The organism is Pseudomonas sp. NFR02, assembly GCF_900119375.1.
Taxonomy (GTDB): Bacteria; Pseudomonadota; Gammaproteobacteria; order Pseudomonadales; family Pseudomonadaceae; genus Aquipseudomonas; species Aquipseudomonas paracarnis.
The window spans coordinates 1-21291 of sequence record NZ_FPJJ01000006.1; the positions used below are offsets into that span (position 1 = coordinate 1).

25 protein-coding genes are annotated in these 21291 nt (G+C 60.6%); 11 read left to right on the plus strand and 14 right to left on the minus strand.

Features of this window, described 5'->3' with window-relative positions; translation table 11 throughout:
• A partial coding sequence (locus BT199_RS18085) for an AlgP family protein (protein WP_218189593.1) occupies window positions 1-504 on the minus strand: 504 nt, incomplete at its 3' end.
• 192 nt (window positions 505-696) lie between these two features.
• On the opposite strand from BT199_RS18085, the gene BT199_RS18090 reads away from it, so the two are divergent.
• The gene (locus tag BT199_RS18090) at window positions 697-1374 is read left to right on the plus strand and encodes an FKBP-type peptidyl-prolyl cis-trans isomerase (RefSeq protein ID WP_032901900.1); all 678 of its coding nucleotides are present in this window, start codon (window positions 697-699) and stop codon (window positions 1372-1374) included.
• 54 nt (window positions 1375-1428) lie between these two features.
• Here BT199_RS18090 and BT199_RS18095 read toward each other — a convergent pair whose 3' ends face one another.
• The 7 genes from BT199_RS18095 to BT199_RS18120 form a co-directional block, all read right to left on the minus strand.
• Window positions 1429-1887, minus strand: a complete 459-nt coding sequence (locus BT199_RS18095; protein WP_014720442.1) for an Rsd/AlgQ family anti-sigma factor — start codon at window positions 1885-1887, stop codon at window positions 1429-1431.
• Window positions 1888-2096: 209 nt separating this feature from the next.
• Complete coding sequence (locus BT199_RS18100) at window positions 2097-2618, minus strand: disulfide bond formation protein B (protein WP_032901899.1); 522 nt, start codon at window positions 2616-2618, stop codon at window positions 2097-2099.
• A gap of 236 nt (window positions 2619-2854) precedes the next feature.
• Window positions 2855-4096, minus strand: coding sequence for a heme biosynthesis protein HemY (locus BT199_RS18105; protein ID WP_072435216.1), 1242 nt, complete (start codon window positions 4094-4096; stop codon window positions 2855-2857).
• Between the two features lie 5 nt (window positions 4097-4101).
• A complete protein-coding gene (locus BT199_RS27530) occupies window positions 4102-5217 on the minus strand; it encodes a uroporphyrinogen-III C-methyltransferase (RefSeq protein WP_256575989.1) in 1116 nt (371 codons plus the stop codon).
• Between the two features lie 18 nt (window positions 5218-5235).
• A complete protein-coding gene (locus BT199_RS27535; RefSeq protein WP_014720446.1) occupies window positions 5236-5994 on the minus strand; it encodes a uroporphyrinogen-III synthase in 759 nt (252 codons plus the stop codon).
• The gene (hemC, locus tag BT199_RS18115) at window positions 5991-6932 is read right to left on the minus strand and encodes a hydroxymethylbilane synthase (protein ID WP_019819816.1); all 942 of its coding nucleotides are present in this window, start codon (window positions 6930-6932) and stop codon (window positions 5991-5993) included. The genes BT199_RS27535 and hemC overlap by 4 nt, the downstream gene beginning before the upstream one ends.
• Window positions 6933-7070: 138 nt before the next feature.
• Window positions 7071-7817 carry a LytR/AlgR family response regulator transcription factor gene (locus BT199_RS18120; RefSeq protein ID WP_003195394.1) on the minus strand — a complete coding sequence of 249 codons (747 nt, stop codon included), beginning with the start codon at window positions 7815-7817 and terminating at the stop codon, window positions 7071-7073.
• Between the two features lie 501 nt (window positions 7818-8318).
• Here BT199_RS18120 and argH point away from each other — a divergent pair.
• Entirely contained in the window at window positions 8319-9713 is a 1395-nt protein-coding gene (argH, locus tag BT199_RS18125; RefSeq protein ID WP_020302866.1) for an argininosuccinate lyase, read from the plus strand.
• 96 nt (window positions 9714-9809) lie between these two features.
• Here the strand turns inward: argH and BT199_RS18130 are convergent, their stop codons facing one another.
• Window positions 9810-10469: a glutathione S-transferase family protein gene (locus BT199_RS18130; RefSeq protein ID WP_014720449.1), complete on the minus strand. Its 660-nt coding sequence runs from the start codon at window positions 10467-10469 to the stop codon at window positions 9810-9812.
• Window positions 10470-10594: 125 nt separating this feature from the next.
• Between BT199_RS18130 and BT199_RS18135 the strand changes: the two genes are divergently transcribed.
• The 3 genes from BT199_RS18135 (at window position 10595) to BT199_RS18145 (ending at window position 14237) form a co-directional block, all read left to right on the plus strand.
• Window positions 10595-10879, plus strand: coding sequence for a hypothetical protein (locus BT199_RS18135; RefSeq protein ID WP_014720450.1), 285 nt, complete (start codon window positions 10595-10597; stop codon window positions 10877-10879).
• A 95-nt stretch (window positions 10880-10974) separates the two neighbouring features.
• Window positions 10975-11229, plus strand: a complete 255-nt coding sequence (locus BT199_RS18140) for a TIGR02647 family protein (RefSeq protein WP_014720451.1) — start codon at window positions 10975-10977, stop codon at window positions 11227-11229.
• A gap of 167 nt (window positions 11230-11396) precedes the next feature.
• Window positions 11397-14237, plus strand: coding sequence for a class I adenylate cyclase (locus BT199_RS18145; RefSeq protein ID WP_072435332.1), 2841 nt, complete (start codon window positions 11397-11399; stop codon window positions 14235-14237).
• On the opposite strand, the gene rnk is transcribed toward BT199_RS18145, so the two are convergent.
• From rnk to cyaY, 3 genes are all read right to left on the minus strand, one after another.
• Complete coding sequence (gene rnk / locus BT199_RS18150; RefSeq protein ID WP_014720453.1) at window positions 14234-14647, minus strand: nucleoside diphosphate kinase regulator; 414 nt, start codon at window positions 14645-14647, stop codon at window positions 14234-14236. The two genes, BT199_RS18145 and rnk, sit on opposite strands and share 4 nt — an antisense overlap.
• 131 nt (window positions 14648-14778) lie before the next feature.
• A complete protein-coding gene (locus BT199_RS18155; protein ID WP_032873896.1) occupies window positions 14779-14997 on the minus strand; it encodes a DUF1289 domain-containing protein in 219 nt (72 codons plus the stop codon).
• A gap of 2 nt (window positions 14998-14999) precedes the next feature.
• On the minus strand, window positions 15000-15332 hold the full coding sequence (cyaY, locus tag BT199_RS18160; RefSeq protein ID WP_014720455.1) for an iron donor protein CyaY: 333 nt from the start codon (window positions 15330-15332) through the stop codon (window positions 15000-15002).
• 238 nt (window positions 15333-15570) lie between these two features.
• Here cyaY and BT199_RS18170 point away from each other — a divergent pair, with 238 nt between their 5' ends.
• Genes BT199_RS18170 through BT199_RS18195 form a run of 6 tightly spaced genes read left to right on the plus strand, consistent with a single transcriptional unit; the run spans window position 15571 to window position 20158 of the window.
• Window positions 15571-15738, plus strand: a complete 168-nt coding sequence (locus BT199_RS18170) for an LPS translocon maturation chaperone LptM (protein WP_003195417.1) — start codon at window positions 15571-15573, stop codon at window positions 15736-15738.
• A gap of 14 nt (window positions 15739-15752) precedes the next feature.
• The gene (lysA, locus tag BT199_RS18175; protein WP_003195418.1) at window positions 15753-17000 is read left to right on the plus strand and encodes a diaminopimelate decarboxylase; all 1248 of its coding nucleotides are present in this window, start codon (window positions 15753-15755) and stop codon (window positions 16998-17000) included.
• 3 nt (window positions 17001-17003) lie between these two features.
• Window positions 17004-17834, plus strand: coding sequence for a diaminopimelate epimerase (gene dapF, locus BT199_RS18180; RefSeq protein ID WP_020302864.1), 831 nt, complete (start codon window positions 17004-17006; stop codon window positions 17832-17834).
• Window positions 17835-17847: 13 nt separating this feature from the next.
• Window positions 17848-18564, plus strand: a complete 717-nt coding sequence (locus BT199_RS18185; RefSeq protein WP_014720458.1) for a DUF484 family protein — start codon at window positions 17848-17850, stop codon at window positions 18562-18564.
• A gap of 2 nt (window positions 18565-18566) precedes the next feature.
• Window positions 18567-19466, plus strand: coding sequence for a tyrosine recombinase XerC (xerC, locus tag BT199_RS18190; RefSeq protein WP_014720459.1), 900 nt, complete (start codon window positions 18567-18569; stop codon window positions 19464-19466).
• Entirely contained in the window at window positions 19463-20158 is a 696-nt protein-coding gene (locus BT199_RS18195; RefSeq protein WP_014720460.1) for an HAD family hydrolase, read from the plus strand. Before xerC ends, BT199_RS18195 begins: the two co-directional genes overlap by 4 nt.
• 127 nt (window positions 20159-20285) lie before the next feature.
• Here BT199_RS18195 and sutA read toward each other — a convergent pair whose 3' ends face one another.
• Entirely contained in the window at window positions 20286-20618 is a 333-nt protein-coding gene (gene sutA, locus BT199_RS18200) for a transcriptional regulator SutA (protein WP_014720461.1), read from the minus strand.
• 102 nt (window positions 20619-20720) lie between these two features.
• Complete coding sequence (locus tag BT199_RS18205; RefSeq protein WP_003195429.1) at window positions 20721-21146, minus strand: secondary thiamine-phosphate synthase enzyme YjbQ; 426 nt, start codon at window positions 21144-21146, stop codon at window positions 20721-20723.
• Between the last annotated feature and the right edge of the window lie 145 nt (window positions 21147-21291).

A 21291-nucleotide genomic window follows, 5' to 3' on the forward strand; every position in this document is an offset into this window, starting at 1 on the left:
TGGCTTCGCGGCTGGTTTGGCAGCAGCGGTTTTAGCGACTGGCTTGGCAGCTGGTTTGGCAGCAGCAGTTTTAGCAGTTGGCTTGGCGGCTACTTTTGCAGGCGTACGAGCACCCAGTGCTTTAGCTACGGCTTCCTTCACACGGCCAACACCTTGGGCCAGTTTCAGGCTTTCTTGAGCGTCTTTTTTGAGTTGGGAAATGTAGCTGCGGGTTTCGGCTTGGCGATCCTTGAGAGCATCCAGCAGCTCTTCAAGTTCTTTGACCGCGCCTTTGGCTTTGGCTTGTGCCTTGGACTTGCCGGCAGTGGCGGCGTCTTGCAGTTTGGTGCGGGATTTGTGCAGCTTTTCTTGCGCTTTACCGCGTTGCTTTTCCAGTTTGGCGAGCAGCTTTTCTGCATCAGCCAAGGCTTGGGAGCACGCGCTTTCCAGATGTTCGAGCAGGCTGCCCGAAAGTTGTTGGAGCAAGTGCAACGGGGTATTTACAGGCTTCTGTTTGGCCGACATGGTTTACCTCCTGGCTGACGTGGGTGCGGCTCATACTAGCCCTCTGCTCTTACCGCCGCTAGGGCATGTTGACAGTATCCTTTGCGTTGCGTTGCAACGTGCGAAAATTCTTATCGATATAACGGAAAACCGTGCCACTTTTTACGCACTCGCACTGGCATAATCCGTCGCACTTTCGCCGGGAGAATGCCCATGTCGCGTTACCTTTTTCTAGTGTTCGGCTTGGCGATCTGCGTGGCCGATGCAAGCGAGCAACCCTCGTCAAACACCACCGCCGCAACCCCGCACGATCTTGCCTATAGCCTGGGCGCAAGCCTTGGCGAACGGTTGCGCCAGGAAGTCCCCGACCTGCAGATACAGGCCCTGCTCGACGGACTCAAGCAAGCCTACCAAGGCAAGCCACTGGCGCTGGATAACGCGCGCATCGAACAGATCCTCGCGCAGCACGAAACGCAGAACGCCGCCGACGCCCAACGACCTCAAAGCGAAAAAGCACTCGCTGCCGAGCAGCAATTTCTCTCAAGGGAAAAAGCCGCAGCCGGCGTTCGTCAGTTGGCCGATGGGATCCTGCTCACCGAGCTGACACCCGGCACTGGCAACAAGCCGTTGGCCAGCGATGAAGTGCAGGTTAAATACGTGGGCCGACTGCCCGATGGAACTGTCTTCGACAAAAGTACGCAACCGCAATGGTTTCGCCTCAACAGCGTGATCAGCGGTTGGAGCAGTGCATTACAACAGATGCCGGTGGGTGCGAAATGGCGTCTGGTGATTCCTTCAGCCCAGGCCTATGGCGCAGACGGCGCAGGTGAGTTGATCCCCCCCTATACGCCGCTGGTGTTCGAGATCGAACTACTCGGCACTCGCCACTGACCCATAAAAAAACGGTGCGACATGCGCACCGTTTTTCTTACCTCGCCACCAGCTTCAAGCCTGGGTGGCGGGTTCTTCCTTATGAGCGTTGTGCAGCACTTCGATCAAGCAATCTTCCAGCTCGAAACGCTCATGCAACAGCGCCCCCAACTCTTTGAATTTTTCCGCGACACATTTCCCGGCATCACACAGGTCGGTGAACGCCAGCAGCTTTTCAGTGATCACATCAATGCGCGGATAAAGCGTCTCAGCCAACTCCAGGCCACGCTGATCATCGAAGGCTTCGGCCTCCTTGGTCAGTTGCTCGTAGACGCCGAAATGGCCGGCAGACACGTAGTCCACCAACACCTCACAGAACTCCTGCAACGGCTTGCGATTCTCGCCCAACGCTTCGGGCTTGGCGCCGAGAGCATCAAAGGCCCGAACCAGTTCGTGACGTGCCTTCAACCAGCTGTCGATCAGCTTGTGCACCCCACCCCAGCGTTCCTGAGCATTCTGACAACTTTCCAACATGATGATCTCTCTTCCCTATTGGGGCGCCGCAGCTCTGTACCTGCGCAACACTTCAAGGATGAAGCAGCAGACGGACAAGGCCGCGTCTGACAAGCGGTTTGGATAACGCGTGCGGGCCAGATTATGCCCGCATGACTATGGCTTCAAGGTACGCAGGAGAGAATGTTCATACAAGTGTTTAATCCGCTCCTACAACCTGAGTCTCGTTTTCAATGTGTTGCGAGGCGCAAATGCCTGCCGAACAACAGCCGTGACACCTGCATGAACCCCAGGATCAGCATCGCCACAAAAAACAGCAGGCTCCACTCAGGCAGGCTCAAGTCAAACAGCGTCCAGTTGATTTCAACGCAATCGACCGTGCCATTGAACACCGAGCGCATTGCCTGCCAGACAGACAGGTTTTCAAGCATGTCCTGCAGGCTGGGCCAGCAATCCCCCACCTGGCTTGCCGGCCTGTTCTGCAACAGGACTTGCCGGCCTGCGGTGATGGCGCCCAGCAACGCACAGCCCATGCTCGCCAACCCATAAAGACAAAGGCCGGAACGCCCAGGTTTGTGAAGCGCGGCAATCAGGTTGATCAAGGCAAAAGAGGCGAGGAACAGGCGTTGTACCTGGCATAGAAAACAAGGTCGTAGCAGCGCACCGTATTGAAGGTAGTAAGACGCGCCCAACGTCAGCGCACCCGCCATGAACGCCAGGAAAAACAAAGAGCGTAAAGGGGCCAGAGACATTGTTTATCCGCACTGCAAGAGATAGGTCGCTACGGTAGAGGAAAGGCCCGACCCCTTTCAATACGCCCTAGAGCGGACTTTTCCTCGAAAACATAAGGACATCCCGCCACGGGCCCGAGGAAAATCAGCCAAGACAAGTAGGAATTAGTAACAAAGCCAGTTAAGCCGAGGGGTTGCAGGGTTTGAAGGGTTGGGTGTCAGATCGGTCCTAGCCAACCCATCCACCCTTTCCTACTTCAAACTCGCGCAGGCACTGGCAGCGGCGAGGACAGCAGGCGATCGTCGAGCAACCCCAAGCCCTCCTGAAACAGCTGGTTGCTGCGCTCGGTATCGCCCAATTGGGCCAGCAGGCGAGCCAATTCGGCGCAGGCTTCGGGATTGCGCTGTACTTGCAGGCTGCTTTCCAGATAATCCCGCGCCTTGCCCCACAGACTGTTTTGCAGGCACAGACGACCCAGCGTCAGCAGCAGGCTGGCATCGCCTGGATGGTCCTTGAGCCAGCCTTCGGCAAACTTCAGTTGCCGCGCAGGATCACTGCCGCGCAGCAGGCCATACAACCGGATCAGGTGACTGTCATAACCGCGTTTAAGGGCGCCACGCAGCACTTCTTCGGCCTTGGCATCCGCGCCCAATCGACGCAGTTGGTCGGCATACGCCAACACCAGTTGTGGCTGTTGGCGCTGGGCAGCGGTCAGTTGCTCCCATGCGCGTTCCAAGGACTGCAACCCGGCTTCGCCTTGCTCTTCACGCTGGGCCGCCAGGCTCAGGTTCTCGCCCCAGGCGCGACGCTCCAGCTCGGCCAGCTCATTGGCGGGCAAGACTTTGTCCTTGCGCAGCTCAGGCAGCAGGCGAATCACAGACGACCAATCGCCACGCTGCTGATGCAGACGTTGCAACTGTCGCAGTACTTGCGCGTTATGCGGATGACGCTCATGCATCGCCTGAAGAGTGACCAGTGCGCCTTCCGTATCGCCACGGTCCATCTGCAACTGCGCATGGCTCAGTGCAATGGCCAGTTCGGCCTGGGGCTGGCGTTCCAACGCACGCTCCAGCAAGCCGTCGGATTCCTCATAACGGCCCTGTTCATTAGCCGCACGGGCGGCACCGATGTAATACAGCAGGGGTTGGCGCTCTGCTTCGGCGGCGCGGTGCAGGTGGCGTTCGGCGCTGGCCCAGCGGCCCTCGGCGAGGTCCATCTGGCCTTGCTCGATAGCGATCTGCACACGACGGCTGCGGTTGCGTCGTGACCAGGGGTTGACCACGCCACCGGATGTGGTGACCAGGCTCCATAACACGCGGATCAGGTAAATCGCCAGGCCAATGGCGAACACCGCCACCAATGTCGCCCACAGGCTTGATTCGTAATGCAGCAGGTGAGGATAAGTAATCAACACGTAGCCGGTGTGTTTCGAAATGCCCACACCCAGGGCCAGCGCGAGCGCAATCGCGAGCACCAGGATCACATAGAAACGCTTCATCAGCTCTACTCCTGGGTCGCCGGTTTGCCAGCCGAAGCCTTGGCTTCGTCGGCAGACTGATGACGGCGTTCAAGGTACGCCTGCACAGCAGCCAGGCTCGCAGCCAGGTCAGGCGTGACCACCGACACCGCCTTGGGCTCAAGCTCGGCAATACGCGCCAGCATCGCCTTGCTCTGCGGGTTGTCCTGGTTGAAGTTGTCCTGCAATACGCTGCGCGCTTCTCCCAACGAGCGGCTGTACACCGCCGCCTCGCCGTTAAGCGCAGCCCATTGGGCTTGCTCCAGCGCCAGGCTCAAGGCCAGCCGCACTTGGTTCAGGCCTTGGCCTGCCAACAAGGGACGGATGTTGTCATCCGGGTTGAAGTCGATGCGGAAATAACGGGAGATCTGCTCCCACCACTGGCTCAACTGGTTCTGCGTATCGCTGGTGGGACGCCCCTTGGAAGCAGGCTCCGTGAGCTGATACTCCGGGGCAATCGCCGCCAGTTGCACCACCTGGTCACGCAAGGCAGCCAATTGCAGGTACAGGCCGGTACGGTCCGGTTGCTCGGTGCTGCGCAGCGCGGCCAGGCTCTTGGCCAATTGCTCCCGTGCAGCGAAAGCCCCTGGGTCGCTCTGCTCGCGAAGAATTTCGTCGGCCCCCTGCACCAGCGACTGGGCGCTGTTGATGTCTTGCAAGGCGGACAAACGCAAGCTGGCCAGACGGATCAGATGCTCGGCCTCGGCCAGGCGCCAGTCCTTGCGGCTGGCACCCAACACGGTTTCCAGACGCTGGTTGAGACGCTGCTGATCACCCTGCAACTGAGTGACCAGGCGGCGACGCTCTTCCAGCTCATCCGCACCCGGCAACTGCGCCAGGCGGGCGGCCAGCTGTTGTTGGCCTTGCTTGAGGCTCTGGGACTGGTCATCCAGGGTCTGCACCTGGCCCAGTTGGTGCTGGCTGCTGGCTTGCAGGGCACGGACCTGCCAGATCCCCCAGCCGCCGGCGGCTACGCCCGCAGCGCCCAACAGCAAGGCGACGACTGCCAGGCCATTGCCACGGCGTGGCGCGCTGACCGGTGTCTCGACCGGCGCATCAAGCGCGGGCTGAGCTTCATCTTTAGGCAAGGCTGTTTCGCTCACGTATCCGTCCTTTGCGTATCAGAGAGTGGGAACGGGATAGCTCCCTAACGCCACTAACAAAGCCGCGGCACTCGCGCCGCGACAATCCACAACTTTTTCTGCACCCGCGGCCCGCGCCATTTCATATACACGCGGGCTGGGCACGAACAACGGCAGCTGTGCCACCTCTGGCCAATCGGGGCCGGCTAACGCGTGCAGGTGTAAAAAACCCTGCCCACTGCTGACCACCAGGCCGTTCAAGCGTTCCAACTGGATGCGTTGCATCAACGCGCCCTTCTCATACACCGGAAGAAAACGCCGATACAATTCCAGGTAATCGACACTAGCACCTTGCTCGCGTAAACGCTCTGCCAGCAACTCACGCCCGCCCTCGCCGCGCAGGATCAACACCCGGGCACCCGGCGCTGCAATAGCCTCGCGCAAGGCGGGCAGTTCAAGCAAGGCCTCGCTGTCATCGCCCGTGGCGGGAAAGTGAACGTTGAGGCCATGATCGGCCAATATCTGGGCCGTGGCCGCGCCGACACTGAACCAGGGCATTGGCGGCACACTGCCCCCCAACCGCAGCAACGCCAGGCGCGCAGCCGGCTTGCTCACCACGATGACGGCGCGATAGCGCGGCAGCGCGCCGAACACCGCGTGTTGCTCTGCGGTCACCGGCAAGGCTTCAGTCTCCAGCAAAGGCAGGCAGTTGCTGTGAATACCGCTCTGGGCTAATAACGCCGCCAGGGCCGTCGACTCCTCGGCAGGCCGCGTCAGCAGCACTCGCCAGTCGGTCACTGCGGGCCGGCCTCGCCATAGACTTTTTGCAAAATGGTACCCGCGCCTTTTTCCAGCAACGCTTCGGCGACCTGAATCCCCAAGGCCGTGGCATCACGTTGCGGCCCACGTACCTCGGCGGTCAGCAGGTTACCGCCGTCCGGATCACCAACCAGGCCACGCAGCCACAGGTTCTCACCCTCGAGTACGGCATAGCAGGCGATGGGCACCTGGCAGCCACCGTTGAGGTGTTTGTTCAAGGCACGCTCGGCGGTGACGCGCACTTCGGTGTCTGCGTGATCGAGAGGTTTTAGCAGCGCATGAATTTCGCTGTCGGCGGTGCGGCATTCGATTCCGACTGCACCCTGCCCGCCAGCGGGCAGGCTGTCTTCGACGCTGATGGCCGAGGTGATGCGGTCTTCAAAGCCCAGGCGGATCAGGCCGGCAGCGGCGAGGATGATCGCGTCGTATTCGCCGGCGTCGAGCTTGGCCAGGCGCGTGTTGACGTTTCCACGCAAAAAGCGGATCTGCAGGTCGGGACGCCGCGTCAGCAACTGGGCCTGGCGACGCAGGCTGGAGGTGCCAACGATACTGCCCAGCGGCAATTCGTCCAGGGACGCGAAGGTGTTGGAAACGAAGGCGTCGCGCGGGTCTTCGCGCTCGCAGATACAAAAAAGGCCCAGGCCTTCAGGGAAGTCCATGGGCACGTCTTTCATCGAATGCACGGCGATGTCGGCTTCGTTGTCCAGCAGCGCAGTTTCCAACTCCTTGACGAACAGGCCCTTGCCGCCGATTTTCGACAATGGCGAGTCCAGCAGCTTGTCGCCGCGACTGACCATGGGCACCAGGGAGACCTTGAGGCCGGGATGGGCCTGTTCAAGGCGTGCTTTGACGTATTCGGCCTGCCACAAGGCCAAGGCGCTTTTACGGGTGGCGATGCGGATTTCGCGAGAGGACATGGATCAATCCGTACTGAATAGATACGGCGGATAATAACAGCTCAGGCAAATACGCTTTGATTTGAATCAGCAAGTGCGGGGCCTCCCTGGCCACGTCGCACCGGGATAAGGAATGCAGACCGCGCCGCAACCCTTGGGCTAAAGCTGCTGCATCATCTTGCGCACGCCAGCGACATGGCGTCGGCTGACGATCAACGCATCGCCATTGAGCCCCTTCAGGAATAGCTGAAAGTGCCCCAGGGGCGTGCGCTGCAGGCGCTCGATGCGTTCACGGGCGACCAGCGCGTTGCGATGAATGCGCACGAAACGCTCGCCAAACTCGTCTTCAAGCGCCTTGAGCGGTTCATCAAGCAACACTTCACCGGTCTCGTGGCGCAAGGTCACGTATTTGTGATCGGCAATAAAGTAAACCACCTGGCCGAGTGGGATCAGCTCGATGCCCTTGCGGGTACGTGCGCTGATATGGCTGCGTGGCCCGTTACCACTTTGCGCAGCCGGTTGCGTCAAGGCAGCCAGTTGGGCGCGGCTGGGACGCTCGGCTTTTTTCAAGGCTTTGAGCAAGGCTTCGGCAGTGGCCGGCTTGACGAGAAAACTGACACCGCTGTCTTCCAGCGCTTGTGCAGAAAACTCATCCTGCGCCGCACACAACACCACGGCGGGCGGCGATTCGCGTTCGCTCAAGCGGGCGGCGACCTGCAGGCCATCAAAGCCCGGCATGCGGATATCGAGCAGCACTACATCCGGCTTGTGGCTGTCGATCAGCGTCAACGCCTCTTCGCCGCTGGTGGCGCTCGGTTCAAGGACTGTATAACCCTCGAGTTCACTGACCAGACGGCTCAGTCGCTCGCGGGCTTGGGGTTCGTCATCAACGATCAGGACATTCATATTGCGCTGGATTCCTGCGTGAGTCTCGCACAAGGATAGCGTAGACAGGTGCGGTGACTGACGTCACAGCGATCCACGCTAAGACTAGCGCGAGCGGCAAAAAGTGCCCTGAGAATGGCACCCAAATTTACCCGGACCTGTTCAATAGCGCCCAAGACCCGCTGCCTTCGGGCATCGTCGTAGGGTTCACTGATAAACAATCCGAATACCCCCCTGTTTAATGGATAGTCTGGTTATGACCGCATCACCCGACTTTGGTGCATTCACACACTATCAGTCCAACTGTAGACGCTCACTGAGGCGACATTGCTCAATCGTCAAATATCGTTTCAATAAGTACCTGCCCCCAGTCTCGTCCCGGATGCGGTCGGCGGCAAGGCACTTAGCCATCTCTTACACAAATAAAATTGCCGATCACCCGCAGCACCGCCTCCACGGGCAACCCTGTTATGATCGCCGGCACACCTTCATGCCTCTTTTAAGCAGATCACGAGCGAATCCATGAGCACCGACAAGACCAACCAGTCCTGGGGCGGCCGCTTCAGTGAACCCGTCGACGCCTTCGTCGCGCGCTTCACCGCCTCCGTCACCTTCGATCAACGCCTGTACCGCCACGACATCATGGGCTCCATCGCCCACGCCACGATGCTGGCCAAGGTCGGCGTGCTGACCGACGCCGAGCGTGACAGCATCATCGACGGCCTGACCACCATCCGCGGTGAGATCGAGGCAGGGACGTTCGACTGGCGCGTCGACCTGGAAGACGTGCACATGAACATCGAGGCACGCCTGACCGATCGCATCGGCGTGACCGGCAAAAAATTGCACACCGGTCGCAGCCGTAACGATCAGGTCGCCACCGATATCCGCCTGTGGCTGCGCGATGAGATCGACCTGATCCTGGGCGAAATCACCCGCCTGCAAAAAGGTTTGCTGGAGCAGGCCGAGCGTGAATCGGACACCATCATGCCCGGCTTCACTCACCTGCAGACCGCACAGCCTGTGACCTTCGGCCACCACCTGCTGGCCTGGTTCGAAATGCTCAGCCGCGACTACGAGCGCCTGGTCGATTGCCGCAAGCGTGCCAACCGCATGCCGCTGGGCAGCGCTGCACTGGCCGGCACCACTTACCCGATTGACCGTGAGTACACCGCACAGTTGCTGGGCTTTGACGCCGTGGGCGGCAACTCCCTGGACGGCGTGTCGGACCGGGACTTCGCCATCGAATTCTGCGCCGCCGCCAGCATCGCGATGATGCATCTGTCGCGCTTCTCCGAAGAGCTGGTGCTATGGACCAGCGCGCAATTCCAGTTCATAGACCTGCCGGACCGCTTCTGCACCGGCAGCTCGATCATGCCGCAAAAGAAAAACCCCGACGTGCCAGAGTTGGTGCGTGGCAAGAGCGGCCGTGTATTTGGTGCACTGATGGGCCTGCTGACCCTGATGAAAGGCCAACCATTGGCCTACAACAAGGACAACCAGGAAGACAAGGAACCGCTCTTCGACGCCGCCGACACCCTGCGCGACTCGTTGCGCGCCTTTGCCGACATGATTCCGGCGATCAAGCCCAAGCACGCGATCATGCGTGAAGCGGCCCTGCGCGGGTTCTCTACCGCGACCGACCTGGCGGACTACCTGGTGCGCCGTGGCCTGCCGTTCCGTGACTGCCACGAAATTGTCGGCCACGCCGTGAAGTACGGTGTGGACACCGGCAAGGACTTGGCGGAAATGAGCCTGGAAGAACTGCGCCAGTTCAGCGACCAGATCGAGCAGGATGTGTTTGCCGTGCTGACCCTGGAAGGCTCGGTGAATGCCCGTAATCATGTGGGCGGCACTGCGCCGGCACAGGTCAAGGCGGCGGTCGTGCGCGGCCAGCAATTGCTCGCCAGCCGCTAAAATTGTGGGAGGGGGCTTGCTCCCGAAGACGGTGTATCAGACAAGAAAATCTTAGCTGACCCACCGCCTTCGGGAGCAAGCCCCCTCCCACATTGGTTATTTCTTGGCCGCAATCATCGCCATGAATGCCGGCATCGCCGCCTGCCTGTCCGCCTCTACCTTCTGCGCATTGGGCATCCCATTCAGGCGCGCCAACAAGGCTTTCGCCTTCGGCAACGGCTCCAGCAGATCCAGCCCAAACAGCTTCTCGCCCACACCGCAGGCCAGGTTCAGGCTGTACATGAAATACAGGTCCGCAAGGGTGAAGCTCTCCCCCGCCACATAAGGCGCGAACTTCCCGTGCCGGCCTAAGGTACCTACTCCAAGCAGCAGCTCGGCCCTGGACTTCTCCTTGATCGCCTCCGGCACCGCCATGCCGAAAAAAGCCTCGGCGAAACACGCCCGCGCAGGCAGTTCGATGTACAGCTCGATCTCACGGCACAGCGCCAGCACCTGAGCCCGCGCAAACGGGTCGGCGGGCAACAGCGCCGGACCTTCCTGGGTCTGTTCGAGGTATTCGAGAATGACGCTGGTTTCGTTGATGAACCCCTGCTTCACACCCAGCACCGGCACTTTGCCGCGGGGGCTTACCGCCAAGGCTTCGGGAGTTTGCCCAGCATAAAAAGGCACCTCTTCGAAGGGCAGTCCTTTCTCCAATAGCGCCAGCTTGACCATGTTGTAGTAGTTGCTGACCGAAAATCCGTAAAGCTTGAGCATCGCAAAGCCTCCAGGCCGGGTGTGGGGTTGGCTGCAAGAGTTATAGATCCTCGAGGGCACCCTGACCAGCAGCATCACCCACCTGAATGGGGGTAGACTGACGCCCTTTCCTTGAGGAGCCTGCCATGAGCGAGCCGACCGATATCGACAACGACGAAGAAGAATTCACCGAGACCACGCTGATCGAAGCCATCGAGAACCAGATCGAGAGCGATAACCCGCCAGCGGCCAAGGCTACGTTCAACAAACTGACCCTGGTGGGTTACGAGCGCGAAGATATCCTGAATCTGATGGCTCACGTGCTGGCGTTCGAGATCGACGCCATGCTCGAAGATGACCGCGCCTTCAATACCGAGTGGTATGAAACGGCACTGCGGGCACTGCCCGAGCTGCCGCCGGAAAAGGAATAACCCCGGCACGCAGCAACACGCTGGACAGTTCGGCAAAGTGCGTTCACCTTATGGCCTGCTAGCCTCTAATAAATTTTAGAAAGTCTGGAGTCCTTATGTCGTATACCCCTGAGTTGGTTGCCGAACTGGAAATCCTTGTACTCTTCCCCTTGGACAGCACCAAGGAAGGCTTGAAAGTCCATCAGACTGCCGCCCCTACTGCCATCGCCGCTGCCAAGCGCCTCCATGCCAAAGGGCTGATTGACCAACCGGACGGGGGCTACCTGACGAGCCTTGGCCGGGACGCTGCCGAGCAAGCCCAAACCCTGCTGACCATCCTGACCACTGCCAACACCAAAGAAGCCGCCTGATACTTGATACCGCCCATGGAGTCCGCCGCCTGCGGATTCCGCGGGTGTTGCTGCGCGGCATACGAAATTCTGACGCCAAAAAGCCACTTCCCTCTAAAACTCCTACGCTACTGTCTGTAAACTCCTGCATGGCCGCCCGCGTCGGGCTGCGAGCCACCGAGTTCGACATGACCCGCACCCATGAAATCCGCCCCGATCTGGACGAAGGCATCGACCGTAAGGTGCTGACCCAACTGCGCGCGCGTTTCATGACCCTCAATCAAGGCCGCATGGCCCGGGCCGTCGAGGGGCTGACGCCACGCCAGCAAAGCGTGCTGGCTTTGTTGCCGCTGTTTTTCCACGTCAATCATCCGCTGTTGCCGGGCTATGTCTCCAGTAACACACCGGCTGGCCTGTCGAATTTCGAACCGGACGCCCAGGCCTTGGCCGATGCCCAACGCCTGACACGCTCGTTCTCCTATAAACCGCGCCATGGCAACCCGCCTACGCCGATCCACGGTTTGTTCCTGATGGGCAGCCTTGGCACGCTGGCGCAGGCCGATCAAAGCGATATGGACGTGTGGGTATGCCACGCTCCCAACCTGAGCGAGACCGAGCTGGCCGAGCTGCGCAAAAAGTGCCAACTGCTGGAAACCTGGGCCTTGAGCATGGGTGCCGAGGCGCATTTCTTCCTGATCGACCCGACGCGCTTTGTGTTGGGTGATCGCGATACGCCACTGAGTTCCGACGACTGCGGCACCACCCAGCACTACCTGCTGCTGGATGAGTTCTATCGCACCGCGATCTGGCTGGCCGGGCGCACGCCCATCTGGTGGCTGGTGCCGGTCTACGAAGAAAACCGCTACGCCGAATTTACTCACGCCCTGGTGTCCAAGCGTTTTATCCGCGTCGATGAAACCCTCGACCTCGGCCATCTGGCTCATATTCCTCCGGGGGAGTTTATTGGCGCCGGGCTGTGGCAACTGTTCAAGGGCATCGAGTCGCCCTATAAATCGGTGCTCAAGCTGCTGCTGACCGAGGTCTACGCCAGCGAACACCCGAAGGTGCAATGCCTGAGCCTGCGCTTCAAACAGGCGGTGTTCAGCCATCAGGTAGACCTGGATGAGCTGGACCCGTACATCATGGTCTACCGCCGCATCGAGGAATACCTCAAGGCCCGCAACGAGCTGGAGCGCCTGGAACTGGTGCGCCGCAGCCTGTACCTGAAGGTCAACCGCAAGCTCAGCGCCGGCCAGCGCACCGCCGGTTGGCAACGGCAGCTGCTGGAACGCCTGGCGCATGAGTGGGGCTGGGACACGCGCCAACTGGCCCTGCTGGACAGCCGCAGCCAATGGAAAGTGCGCCAGGTCGCCTCCGAGCGCCGTGCTCTGGTCAATGAGTTGAACTACAGCTACCGCTTCCTCACCCAGTTCACCCGCAGCGAACACACCGCCAGCGCGGTCAATAAACGCGAACTCAATGTACTGGGCCGCCGCTTGTATGCGGCGTTCGAGCGCAAGGCCGGCAAGGTCGAGTTCATCAACCCCGGCATCGCCCCGGACCTGGCCGAAGACACTTTGACCCTGGTGCAGTCGCCCAACCGCAAGGAGCCGGGCCAGCACCATTGGGGCCTGTATAACGGCAACCTTACCGCTCTGGAGTGGGAACACTTCGCCCCGATCAAACGCAGCCGCGACCTGCTGGAAATGCTCACCTGGTGCCATCGCAACGGCGTGATCGACAGCAGCACCCGCCTGGCGCTGCACCCCGGCACCAGCGACATGACCGAGTTCGAGCTGTTCAACCTATTGGGCAGCCTGCAACAGACCATCGCCCTGCCCCTGTCCAGTGTCGATGAGAGCCGCTTGCTGCGCCCGGCAGTGCCGGAAGAGGTGCTGCTGTTGATCAACGTTGGGGTTGACCCGCTCAAACATCATCGCGACCTGAATATCCTGATGACCACAGAGCGCACCGACTCCCTGAGCTATGCCGGCGTGCGCGACAATCTGGTGCTGACCCTGGACCAGGTCACGCTCAACAGCTGGAACGAAGTGATGGTCAGCCGCTATGACGGCCCCCACGCCCTGCTCGACTGCCTGCGCGACTACCTCAACCAACTGCCCTCGAACCATCTGCCACGCCTGCGAGTGCGTTGTTTTTGCCACAACCGGGCACAGTTCATTGCCCAGCGGGTGGAAGAGGTATTCGACACCGCGCAGCATCTGCTGCTCGGCCAGGGCAATCATCGCTACCTGCTCCAGGTGCAGCAGCATTATCACGTCATGGAACTGGTACCGGGCCAGGCCACCCATGTGTCACTGCCGACCCAGGACGCGCTGATCGCCTACCTCAGCGAGGAGCTGGTCAGCTATAGCCCGTGGCACCTGGACGCCATGGCCTTGGAAGACCACGACCTGGCGCTGCTGCTGCCCATGGGCCAAGCCGAGTGTGTGCAGGTGTTCTACCGCGTTAATGAAGGCTTCGCCGACGTCTACGTGCTCGACGAATTCAACGCGCTCTGGCAACAGCGCTTGCCATTTCATGATGAGCAAAGCCTGTTGGCGCCGTTGCAGCGCTTTTTGCAATCGATCCTGTATCGCCGCGAAGCACTATCGTCCCTGGACACCCAGCAACCCGCGGGCGAGATACAGATCCTGTATTACCAACTGTTGCCATCGGGCAGCGGCCGTGCGCGGGGCGTTGAGCCAAGGCCGGCCCCGCAAGACCCGGCCAACAAGGCGTTTTATGACGTGCAGGCCATTATCGGCAAAGGCACGCCAGGCCACGTAGGGATCACCCTGTACTGCAATCAGCGGGAGTTTTCCGAACTGGAATTTGGCGACCAGCTGTTTACGGTGGTCGCCCGGGAGATCGTCGGGCAACGTCGGGAAACCGAGCGTTACCGCTGCTATATCACTGATCTGGATCTGTCGGGACTGCTCGGTGATGTGCAAAGCCCAAGCAATCTGTACCTGCGCTATAAAGCCGAACTGGAACAGTCACTCAATGCGGCCTTGAATCAGGTTTAGAGCGGGAAGGCGCCGCCATCTTTGGGCTGGCCTTCGACGCTGAGCAATTCCAGCTTCAAGGTCTTGCCGCCTGGCGCCGGCCAGTCGATGTGCTGGCCCACTTGCAGGCCGAGCAATGCGCTGCCCACGGGTGCCATGATCGAAATCTTGCCTTCGTCGGCGTTCGCGTGCTTGGGGTAGACCAGCGTCAGGTGATAGTCCTTGCCGCTGCTTTGCTCACGGCAATGCACGCTGGAGTTCATGGTCACGACACCCGCAGGCACTTCATCGTGACCAACCACGTCTTCGGCGCGGTCGAGTTCGGCTTGCAACGCTCGGGCGCCGGGAAACTCGTCGCCCAAGCGGTCGATCAGTTGCTCCAGACGCTGCACGTCAAGACGGGTAAGAATGATGGACGGTGCGGTGGTCATGATTCAGGCAGACTCCTTTTTTCTGCACAAAAAAGCAAAACCCCGCCAGGAAAAGGCGGGGTTCTCACGGACCTCGATGAATGGAGGTGTATCCGGACACTACCACAGCGACACAAATAAACAAGACGCCGTCAGGCGCTCGCCTTGCGCTGTTCAGCCTCGGCGCAGATCACCCGGCGCCGCGCATCGTCGGCAGAGCGCCATTCCCGGATGTCTTCCACGTGGCGGAAGCAGCCCAGGCAGACTTTCTGCTCGTCCAGGCGACACAAACTGATACAAGGTGACGGCACTGCCGGGCTGACATTGCTGAACAGCGGCTTGGGCGGGCGTACGGTTGCAGGCTCACTCACCATCAGACCTCGTCGAAATCCAGCTCGACGCCGGTGTATTCCTGGACCAGTCGGGTGAGCATCTCACCCAGCAACTCTTCACTCTTGTCGCACTGCCATTTGCCGCTTTCTTCATCGTAGTCGAAGTGAACGCCACCGGAGCGCGCCGCCAGCCACAGCTGACGCAGAGGCTCCTGGCGACTGAAGATCAATTGCGGGCCAGTCTCGAACTTGACGGTCAGCACACCGGCCGAGTTTTCCAGATCCACATCCAGGTCGCTGTCGTCGAAAATATCTTCCAGCTTCTCCTGGGTGGCATCCACCAGGTCGTGAAAACGGGCTTCGGTCAAACTCATTGTGGCAACCTCAAAAGTGTCTGGTTTTGCTCAAGCGCCGCACGATACGGGCGAGCCTCGCCGATTGCAAAGGATACTGATTTCATCACGGATGACGGTACGAAATATCCCCAGGCATCGTAGCCTGCTTCCCTACTGTCTCGGCAAACCCCCGCCGGACGGGTGTTGCGGCGCATAGGCAAGCTGGCGGGTGGTCGGTATACTCGGGCGCAATTAATGCATATTCAAGGATTTCGCCATGAAGCGCCTGATCTCTTCCCTTGCTGCGCTCGTCGCGGTCGCTTGCCTCGTTAGTGCCTGTGGCCAGAAAGGCCCGTTGTACCTGCCGGATGACAGCAAAGATCCAAACGAACAGGCGCAATCGTCGCAAAAGCCGTCAAAAGCCCATAAGCACGACACCTACTAAGTTAAGGGAAACTTATGGACGCTTTTAACTACCGGGACGGCGAGCTGTTCGCGGAAGGCGTGGCCTTGTCCGCGATTGCCCAGCGCTTCGGCACCCCGACCTATGTGTACTCGCGTGCGCATATCGAAGCCCAATACCGCTCGTTCACCGACGCCCTCGACGGCGTGCCGCACCTGGTGTGCTACGCAGTCAAGGCCAACTCCAACCTGGGTGTACTCAATGTCCTGGCGCGTCTTGGCGCTGGTTTTGACATCGTGTCCCGTGGCGAGCTGGAACGCGTACTGGCCGCCGGTGGCCAGGCGGACAAAATCGTCTTCTCCGGCGTCGGCAAGAGCCGCGAAGACATGCGCCGCGCCCTGGAAGTCGGCGTGCATTGCTTCAACGTCGAATCCACCGACGAACTGGAGCGCCTGCAAGTCGTTGCCGCCGAAATGGGCGTTCGCGCGCCGATCTCCCTGCGCGTCAACCCGGATGTCGACGCCGGCACCCACCCGTACATCTCCACCGGTCTCAAAGAGAACAAGTTCGGCATTGCCATCGCCGACGCCGAGGACGTGTACATCCGCGCAGCCCAACTGCCGAACCTGGAAGTGCTGGGCGTCGACTGCCATATCGGCTCGCAACTGACCACCCTGCCACCGTTCCTGGATGCCCTCGACCGCCTGCTGGCCTTGATCGACCGCCTCGGCGAGTGCGGCATCTACCTGCACCACATCGACCTCGGTGGTGGCGTGGGCGTGCGTTATCGCGATGAAGAGCCGCCACTGATTGCCGACTATATCCAGGCCGTGCGCGAACGCATCGAAGGCCGCGACCTGACGCTGATGTTCGAGCCGGGCCGCTACATCGTCGCCAACGCTGGCGTGTTGCTGACCCAGGTCGAGTACCTCAAGCATACCGAACACAAGGATTTCGCCATCGTCGATGCGGCGATGAACGACCTGATCCGCCCGGCGCTGTACCAGGCCTGGATGGATGTCACCGCCGTGACGCCGCGCACAAGCGAAGCCCGCGCCTATGACATCGTCGGGCCCATCTGCGAGACCGGCGACTTCCTCGCCAAGGATCGTGAGTTGGCGCTTGAGGAAGGTGATCTGCTGGCCGTGCATTCGGCCGGTGCCTACGGGTTTGTCATGAGTTCCAACTACAACACCCGCGGGCGTACCGCCGAGGTGCTGGTGGACGGTGATCAAGCATTTGAAGTGCGTCGCCGCGAGACGGTAGCCGAGTTGTATGCTGGCGAAAGCCTGCTGCCGGAGTAAGCCATGCTGCTGCGTTTTACCAAGATGCACGGGCTGGGTAATGATTTCATGGTCCTCGACCTGGTCAGCCAGCACGCGCACATCCTGCCCAAGCACGCCAAACAGTGGGGTGATCGCCACACCGGGATCGGTTTCGACCAGTTGCTGCTGGTCGAGGCGCCGAGCAACCCGGAGGTGGATTTCCGCTACCGGATCTTCAACTCCGACGGTTCCGAAGTGGAACAGTGCGGCAACGGCGCGCGCTGCTTTGCGCGCTTTGTGCTCGACAAACGCCTGACTGCCAAACGCCAGATTCGCGTCGAAACCAAAGGCGGCGTGATCGAACTGGACATCCGCAACGATGGCCAGATCAGCGTCAACATGGGCGCCCCACGCCTGGTGCCGGCGGATATTCCGTTCCAGGCCACCGAGCAGGCCCTCAGTTACCCGCTGGATGTGGATGGCAAAACCGTGGAGGTCGCCGCCGTGTCCATGGGCAACCCCCATGCGGTGCTGCGGGTCACCGACATCAATAACGCCCCTGTGCATGAACTGGGGCCGAAGATCGAACATCACCCGCGCTTTCCGGCACGGGTCAATGTGGGCTTCCTGCAGGTGATCGACCGTAACCGTGCGCAATTGCGCGTATGGGAACGCGGCGCCGGCGAAACCCAGGCTTGCGGCACCGGTGCTTGCGCCGCTGCCGTGGCCGCGATCAGCCAGGGGTGGATGGATTCGCCACTGTTGATCGACCTGCCCGGCGGACGTTTGTCCATCGAATGGGCAGGCCCTGGCCACCCGGTGATGATGACCGGGCCGGCCTCGCGCGTATACGAAGGACAGGTCCGTCTATGAGTGAGCCAAGCTAATGACCGATAAGCCTCAAGTACCCGCACACGCTACCCCGAGTGAAAGCCTGGAGGCCGCTGCTGTTGCGGCGTACCTTGAGGCTAATCCGGACTTCTTCGTCGAGCACGAAGAACTGCTGCCGGCCCTGCGCATCCCTCACCAGCGCGGCGATACCGTGTCGCTGGTGGAGCGGCAGATGAAGATCCTGCGCGAGCGTAATATTGAAATGCGCCACCGGCTCTCGCATCTGATGGACGTGGCCCGCGACAACGACCGCTTGTTCGACAAGACCCGCCGCCTGATTCTGACCCTGATGGATGCCACCAGCCTGGAAGAAACGGTGATCGCCGTGGAAGACAGCCTGCGTGAGGATTTCCAGGTGCCCTTCGTCAGCCTGATCCTGTTCAGCGACAACCCGATGCCGGTGGGCCGCTGGGTCACAGGTGGCGAAGCGCAGACGGCCATCGGCGGCCTGCTGTCCGAAGGCAAGACCGTCAGCGGCACCTTGCGCGAGCATGAGCTGGACTTCCTGTTTGGCGCCGAACAGCGCAAGCAGATCGGCTCTACGGCTGTCATCGCCCTCAGCCATCAAGGCTTGCACGGGGTACTGGCCATCGCCAGCCGCGACCCGGCGCACTACAAAAGCTCGGTGGGCACGTTGTTCCTGACCTATATCGCCGAAGTGCTGGGCCGCGTCCTGCCACGCCACACCACCACCCTGCGCGCGGTGCGCTGATCATGGAGCGGCAACTGGACGCTTACTGCGCTCACCTGCGCAATGAGCGCCAGGTGTCGTCCCACACGCTGGAAGCTTATCGGCGGGACTTGAACAAGGTCCTGGCCTATTGCGAAAAGCAGCACGTCAGCAGCTGGAAGGCCCTGGATATCCAGGCCCTGCGCAGCCTGATCGCCCGGTTGCACCAACAGGGCCAATCCTCCCGCAGCCTGTCTCGCCTGCTGTCGGCGGTGCGCGGCCTCTATCACTACCTCAATCGCGAAGGGCTGTGCGACCACGACCCGGCCAATGGCCTGTCACCGCCCAAAGGCGAACGGCGCCTGCCCAAGACCCTGGACACAGACCGAGCCCTGCAATTGCTCGACGGTGCCGTCGAGGATGACTTCCTGGCCCATCGCGACCAGGCAATCCTCGAGCTGTTCTATTCCTCGGGCCTGCGCCTGTCGGAGTTGACGGGCCTGAACCTGGATCAACTGGACCTCGCCGATGGCCTGGTGCAAGTGCTCGGCAAAGGCAGCAAGACGCGCGTACTGCCCGTGGGCAGGAAAGCCCGCGAAGCCTTGCAGCTATGGCTGCCGCTACGCCTTCTGACCAACCCGGCAGACGATGCCGTGTTTGTCAGCCAGCAAGGCCGGCGCCTGGGGCCGCGGGCGATTCAGCTGCGGGTCAAGGCTGCCGGCGAGCGCGAGCTGGGGCAGAATCTGCACCCGCACATGTTGCGTCATTCCTTTGCCAGCCACCTGCTCGAATCTTCCCAGGACCTGCGCGCCGTACAGGAGCTGCTCGGGCACTCGGATATCAAGACCACGCAAATCTACACCCACCTCGACTTCCAGCACCTGGCAACGGTGTACGACAGCGCCCATCCACGGGCCAAACGCATCAAGGGCGGCGACTCATGAGTATCAAGCTGATCACCTTCGACCTGGACGACACCCTCTGGGACAACGTACCTGTCATCATCAGCGCCGAAGCGTCGATGCGTGAATGGCTGGCGACCCACGCGTCCAAGGTCGGCGACCTGCCCCTTGAGCATTTTGCCAGCCTGCGCCAGCAGGTGCTGCAGCGTCATCCCGAACTCAAACACCGTATCAGCCTGCTGCGCCACCGCGTGTTGATGCATGCGTTCGAGGAGGCCGGTTACCCCCAGCCTGAGGCCACAGAGATGGCGGATGTCTGCTTCGAGGCATTCATCCACGCACGCCACCAACTCACCGTGTTTCCGGAAGCCGAGCCGATGCTCAAGGCGCTGCGCCAGCACTTCCTGCTCGGCGTGATCACCAATGGCAATGCCGATGTGCAGCGTGTGGGCCTGGCGGACTACTTTCACTTTGCCCTGCGCGCTGAAGATATCGGCATCGCCAAGCCGGACGCACGGCTGTTTCATGAAGCACTGCAACGTGGCGGTGTGGACGCCAGCGCGGCAGTGCATGTGGGCGATCATCCTGGGGATGACATCGCCGGCGCGCAGCAGGCGGGACTGCGGGCAGTGTGGTTCAACCCCACGGGCAAGGCCTGGGAGGGTGACAAGCGCCCGGATGCGCAGATTCGCAGCCTGACGGAGTTGCCGCCACTGCTGAGTCGCTGGAGCTAACACTGGCCCCAATGTGGGAGCTGGCTTGCCTGCTTCCACAGGGTATTGCAGCAAACCGGTAAATTGCTCCAGGCATGAAAAAGCCCGCAGCGACGGCGGGCTTTTTCTTACAAGCAGGAGGCAGACCTCAGATAGGTCGGCTTCCGTACTTGTTATCCGGCTTCTTCGGTGGATCAGCCACCACGTTGGCCTCGACTTCCTGCACTTTGCCGCCTTTAGCGAGGAATTCTTCCATCGCACGGGCCAGGGCATCGCGCTCTTTGTTCTTGGCTTCAACGCTCGGCAACTCGTCTACCGACACAGCCGCCTTGGCTTTGCCTTTGGCTTTGGGAGCCGCGTCATCGCCAACACTGTCATCGACGTCCTCAGCAACGTCTTCGGCCGCAACTTCAAGACCGTCTTCGGTGTCGTCTTCATCACCTACTTCGAGGTCGTCTTGTTCCAGATCATCGTCGCTCATGTTCTACCTCATGACTTGCGAAAAGCAGATTAGTTATAGCCCAGCTTCACCCTCTGTCGAGGTTGCCGGAAAAAAATCAACATCCACTGAATCACCAGTGGCTTATGCCCCTTCACCGTGCAAGGTGGCGAGGACTTTACGAGCACCGCCATGATCACGGTGCTCGCCCAGATAAACACCTTGCCAGGTCCCTATCGCCAAGCGGCCGGCCTTGACCGGCAAACTCAGCTGGCAGCCCAGCAGACTGGCCTTGAAGTGCGCCGGCAGATCATCCGGACCTTCGTCGTTATGTTCAAACCCTGCGCGACCTTGTGGCACCAGCAGGTTGAAAAAACGCTCGAAGTCACGGCGAACCGCCGGGTCGGCATTCTCGTTGACGGTCAACGAGGCCGAGGTGTGCTGCAGCCACAAATGCAACAGGCCCACACGGCACGCCTTCAATTCAGGCAAGCCGGCAAGCAACTCGTCCGTTACCAAGTGAAAGCCCCGGGGCTTGGCCCGCAGGGTAATCAGGGTCTGTTGCCACATACAGTTCTCCGCCCATCGGCGCGCATTCTAGCGCGCTCTGGGAAAAAACAAAGTGCCGAATACGCCTTCATGCCTGTAAGACATTTGCACCCTTAAAAGTGCTGTGTGGATCCCATCACAAAGTCGATAAAAAACCCATGCGCCT